A 4,953-nucleotide genomic window follows, 5' to 3' on the forward strand; every position below is an offset into this window, starting at 1 on the left:
GGCCGACGATGCGGTCGTGGTGACGGTGGCCGCGAGCAACGAGACGCTGCTCGGCACCGACCCCGGGTCGGCGAAGGTGAGTTCGTTCGCGGAGTTCCCGCCCAAGGGGCGTGCCACCGGCGGCGTGCGCGCCCAGCGGTTCCTGAAGGGCGAGGATGCGTTGCACCTGGCCTGGGTGGGCCGCTCCCCCGCGCTGGCGGTCGGCGCCGACGGATCGGCACGGCAGCTGCCCGACGGCGGGGCGAAGCGCGACGCGTCGGGTCAGCCGCTCGAAGCCGTCGTCGCCGCGATCGGCGTCCGCATCGGCTGAGCCCGGCGGTCGGGCATCCGGCCGAGCGGCGGCCGATCCCGACCGGTGCTCACGCGTCGATGCGGTCGCGCTCGAGGGCGTCGGAGCTGTCGATGATGAACTCCTTGCGCGGCGCGACGTCGTTGCCCATCAGCAGCTCGAAGACCCGCCCGGCGTTCTCAGCGTCGCCGAGGCCGACGCGCCGGAGCGTGCGATGGCGCTTGTCCATCGTGGTCGTCGCCAGCTGGTCGGCATCCATCTCGCCGAGTCCCTTGTAGCGCTGGATCGGGTCCTGGTATCGACGCCCCTGCTTCTTCAGCGTGGCGAGCACCCCCTGCAGCTCCGCCTCCGAGTAGGTGTAGACGATCTCGTTCGGCTTGGAGCCCGGGTTCATGACGACCACCCGGTGCAGCGGCGGCACAGCGGCGAAGACGCGGCCCTCCTCGATCATCGGGCGCATGTACCGGAAGAACAGGGTGAGCAGCAGCGTGCGGATGTGGGCGCCGTCGACGTCGGCGTCGCTCATGATGATGACCTTGCCGTACCTCGCCGTCGAGAGGTCGAAGCTGCGACCCGAACCGGCGCCGATGACCTGGATGATCGACGCGCACTCGGCGTTGCCGAGCATGTCGGACACGCTGGCCTTCTGCACGTTGAGGATCTTGCCTCGGATCGGCAGGAGCGCCTGGTGCTCGCTGTCGCGCGCGAGCTTCGCCGTGCCGAGCGCCGAGTCGCCCTCGACGATGAACAGCTCGCTGTGCGCCACGTCACTCGATCGGCAGTCGACGAGCTTCGCCGGCAGCGACGAGCTCTCGAGCGCATTCTTGCGACGCTGCGTCTCCTTGTGCGCGCGGGCCGAGATGCGCGACTTCATCTCCGCGACGACCTTGTCGAGCAGGAGCGCGGACTGCGCCTTGTCGTCGCGCTTCGACGAGGCGAATCGCGCTCCGAGCTCCTTGGCGAGCACGTTGGCGACGATGGCGCGGACGGCCGGCGTGCCCAGCACCTCCTTGGTCTGGCCCTCGAACTGCGGCTCGGGCAGGCGGACCGTGATCACCGCGGTGAGGCCGGCGAGCACGTCGTCCTTCTCGAGCTTGTCGTTGCCCGCCTTCAAGCGGCGGGCGTTCAGCTCCACCTGCTGGCGAAGGAACTTCAGGAGCCCCTGGTCGAAGCCGGTCTGATGCGTGCCGCCCTTGGGCGTGGCGATGATGTTGACGAACGATTTCACGACGGTGTCGTACCCGGTGCCCCAGCGCAGGGCGATGTCGACCTGGCATTCGCGGTGCAGCTCCGTCGGCACCATCGCCCCGGCGTCGGTCAGCACCGGCACCGTCTCCGTGAACGGACCGACGCCGGTGATGCGCCAGATGTCGGTGAGCGCCGCGTCGGTGGCGAGGTGCTCGGCGAACTCCGAGATGCCGCCCTCGAACTGGAACGACGTGGTGTGCGGCTCGGCGCCGCGCTCGTCGGTCACGTCGATGGCGAGGCCGGGCACGAGGTACGCCGTCTGGCGAGCACGCGAGAGCAGTTCCTCGGTCTGGAACTCCGCGCCCTTGGTGAAGATCTGTCGGTCGGCCCAGTAGCGGATGCGCGTGCCGGTGACGCCCTTGGCCACCTTGCCGACGACGCGGAGCTCGCTGCGCTCCTCGAACGGGGTGAACGGCGCGTCGGGGCTGGGCGTGCCGGCATCGGCGAAGATGCCCGGCTCGCCGCGGTGGAACGACATCGCCCACGTCTTGCCGTCGCGGTCGACCTCGACGTCGAGTCGCTCGGAGAGCGCGTTGACCACGGATGCCCCGACACCGTGCAGTCCGCCGGAGGCCGCGTAGGAGCCGGAGCCGAACTTGCCGCCGGCGTGCAGCTTGGTGAAGACGACCTCGACGCCCGAGAGGCCGGTCTTGGGCTCGATGTCCACGGGGATGCCGCGGGCGCGGTCGCGCACCTCGACGCTGCCGTCGGGGTGGAGGACGACGCCGATCTCGCCACCGTGGCCGCCCAGGGCCTCGTCGACGGAGTTGTCGATGATCTCCCACAGGCAGTGCATGAGCCCGCGCGAGTCGGTGGAACCGATGTACATGCCCGGTCGTTTGCGCACCGCCTCGAGTCCCTCGAGGACGGAGAGATGGCGGGCGGAATAGTCGGAGCTCACGTCGCACAAGCCTACTGACGGTCGACGACACCGCGTGCGAGGCGCTACGCGCTGAGCGAAATGCCCGGCTCAACGGGCGGTGGACCGCCGTGGGCGTGCTTTCATTGAGGGACGGAAGCATCGAGCGTGAGCCAGGAGGAGGAGCCATGACGAACTACACCGACACCACCGGTGCGGTCGACGAACTCGACACCCCATATGAGCTCACCGCGCTCGACCGCTGTGACGCGTGCGGCGCCCAGGCCTACATCCGGGTCGTCGTCGCGAGCGGCGAGCTGCTGTTCTGCGCCCACCACGGCCGCAAGCACCAGGAGAAGCTGTCGCAGATCGCGCACAGCTGGCACGACGAGTCGAGCAAGCTCCTCGTCGACGGCCGCGACTGAGCCCACCGATCAGACACGAACGCCCCGGCCTCGGCCGGGGCGTTCGTGCATTCCGCGTCAGTGGTCGGTCACGGGTCGCCGGGTCAGGCCTCGGTGACGGATGCCGCGGCGCCGACGGCCGCGAGCTGCGTCTCGCGCGCAACAGCCGCGTACGCGTCGGCGACGGCTGCCGCAGGTCCGGCCGCGTACTCGAGCCCGGCCCGCTCCGCCATCGACGCGAGGAGGTGATCGGCGAACTCCGGGTTCTTCGCCAGCACGGGACCGTGCAGGTGCGTGCCGATGACCGCGCCCATCACGACGCCCTCCTGGCCCGAGCCGCGGCCGTTGCCGGTGCCCGAGCGGAGCCGCCCGAGCGGCGAGCCCTCGGCGCCGACGTAGTCTCGGGCATGGTTCTCGAACCCGACGAGCAGCCCGAACCGTGGCGACGCGACGACGACATCGCCGGTGACCCGGCCGTCGCGGGGCACGGCACGCCCCGGGAGGATGCCGAGGCCCTCGACGGTCGAGCCGTCGCGGCGCTCGATCCCCCAGCTGAGCAGCTCCCATCCGGTGCCGACCGAGAGGATCGGGACTCCGTCGGTGCCCCACGTGCGCAACTCGTCGTGGATCGTGAGCAGCTTCGACCGGACCGCCTCGAGCGAGGCGTCGCTTCCGGAGCCGATCACGACCGCGTCCACCCGACCCGGCAGGTCGGCGGGCGAGTCGACGGGGATGACGCGCGCGTCGAGGCCGGCCCAATCCGCGCGCCGCTGGAGCACGGTCGCATTCTCGGCATCGCCGTTCGTGTTCATCAGCGAGGGCAGGAGCGACACGATGTTCAGGCTGGTCATTCCGCTCCCGTGAGTCCGAGGTGGGCGCGTGTCCGGCGCATGGCGTCGGCGGAGAACACGATGGTCTTCACGCCGGAGCCGGGCTCCGGTGCGGCGAGGAAGTCGTCCAGGGCTCGTCCGAGGTCGGGCTCGACCCGGTCGATGGCGACGCCGTCGTAGGCGAGCATCAGCGCCGCCTCGGCGGCCTTCGAGCCGCTGACGATCGAGACGCGGCCGAGCGACGAGGCATCCGTCGGCCAGAAATAGGACGGGTCACGCACGTCGGACCCGATGGCGAAGAGGATCTGCTCGGTGCCCGGTTCGATGCTGTCCACGTTCAGCTGGTAGCTCGCCGGGTTCTGCACCAGCACGAACTCGACCTCGTGACCGCGCACGGTCACCCGCTCGCCGCGGCCGAACACCGCGGGAATGGCGCTCAGGGCGTCGGCTGCCGTGGACGCGGTGAACCGCTCCCCCAGCACCGCCTGTGCGGTGGCGTAGGCCGCGGCCGCGTCGACCGCGTAGTGAGTGCCCCTCGCCGGCAGCGTGATCTCGACGGATGCCTCGCCGTCGCGCAGCACCGCAGCCGCCCCGTCGACCGAGGCCACGACCACTCCGGCGTCCGAACCGAGGCGCCCGTCCGTGGTCTCGGTGTACCCGAGGCCGCGAGGCGAGCGCGCGAGGACGTCGGCGGACACCCCGAACCGCCGCACCGCCACGTCGGGCCCGGCCTTCGCCGCGAGCCGCTCGAGGTAGGCGTCGTCCGCGTTCACCACGATCGCCTCGTGCGCTCGCGCGGCGATGCGCTCGAGCATCCCGGCCACCATCTCGGAATCGTGGAAGCGGTCGATCTGGTCGACCATCACGTTGGTGAGCGCGACCACCCGGGCATCGACGCCCTGCATGACGAGGGCGCCGTGGCCCTCGTCCATCTCGAGCACGGCGACCTCGCCCGGCACTCGGCCCTGCCAGTCCGCCCGTTCGAGCAATGCGGAGGTGAGCCCCTGGCTGATGTTCGCCGTGGACGGGTTCGTGAACACGTCGATGCCGTGGGCGCGGAGGATCGCCACGAGCATCTTCGTGGTGGTCGACTTGCCGCTCGAGCCGGAGACCACGACGAGCCCCTGCGGGAAGCCGGACAGCGTGCGGGTCAGGTACCCGGGTGCGATGCGGTTGACGACGAGTCCCGGAACAGCCGAACCGCCGCCGGGCTTGCGCAGCCGGGCGGCGAATCGGGTGAGCCTGCCGACGAGGATCGCCGGCGCGTAGCGCACCTGGGTCCTACTCGAGGTAGTCGCGGAGCGACTGCGAGCGCGACGGGTG

General features: G+C 70.7%; 4 protein-coding genes and 1 pseudogene. 2 read left to right on the forward strand and 3 right to left on the reverse strand.

Going from position 1 to position 4,953, the window contains the following annotated elements:
- Positions 1-310, forward strand: a pseudogene (locus tag AC1DY2_RS15270) (DNA topoisomerase IV); the annotation flags it as partial.
- A 49-nt stretch (positions 311-359) separates the two neighbouring features.
- On the opposite strand, the gene AC1DY2_RS15275 reads toward AC1DY2_RS15270, so the two are convergent.
- A complete protein-coding gene (locus AC1DY2_RS15275; protein ID WP_476763200.1) occupies positions 360-2,438 on the reverse strand; it encodes a DNA gyrase/topoisomerase IV subunit B in 2,079 nt (692 codons plus the stop codon).
- A 146-nt stretch (positions 2,439-2,584) separates the two neighbouring features.
- Here AC1DY2_RS15275 and AC1DY2_RS15280 point away from each other — a divergent pair, with 146 nt between their 5' ends.
- Complete coding sequence (locus tag AC1DY2_RS15280; RefSeq protein WP_159600801.1) at positions 2,585-2,821, forward strand: DUF7455 domain-containing protein; 237 nt, start codon at positions 2,585-2,587, stop codon at positions 2,819-2,821.
- A gap of 83 nt (positions 2,822-2,904) precedes the next feature.
- On the opposite strand, the gene AC1DY2_RS15285 is transcribed toward AC1DY2_RS15280, so the two are convergent.
- Together AC1DY2_RS15285 and AC1DY2_RS15290 are read right to left on the reverse strand one after the other, a co-directional pair.
- Positions 2,905-3,651 (reverse strand): type 1 glutamine amidotransferase, encoded by a 747-nt coding sequence (locus AC1DY2_RS15285; RefSeq protein WP_476763201.1) that lies wholly within the window; start codon positions 3,649-3,651, stop codon positions 2,905-2,907.
- Entirely contained in the window at positions 3,648-4,904 is a 1,257-nt protein-coding gene (locus AC1DY2_RS15290; RefSeq protein ID WP_476763202.1) for a Mur ligase family protein, read from the reverse strand. The genes AC1DY2_RS15285 and AC1DY2_RS15290 overlap by 4 nt, the downstream gene beginning before the upstream one ends.
- Positions 4,905-4,953: the final 49 nt, after the last annotated feature.

This window comes from Agromyces sp. P1_H4, from assembly GCF_056405255.1.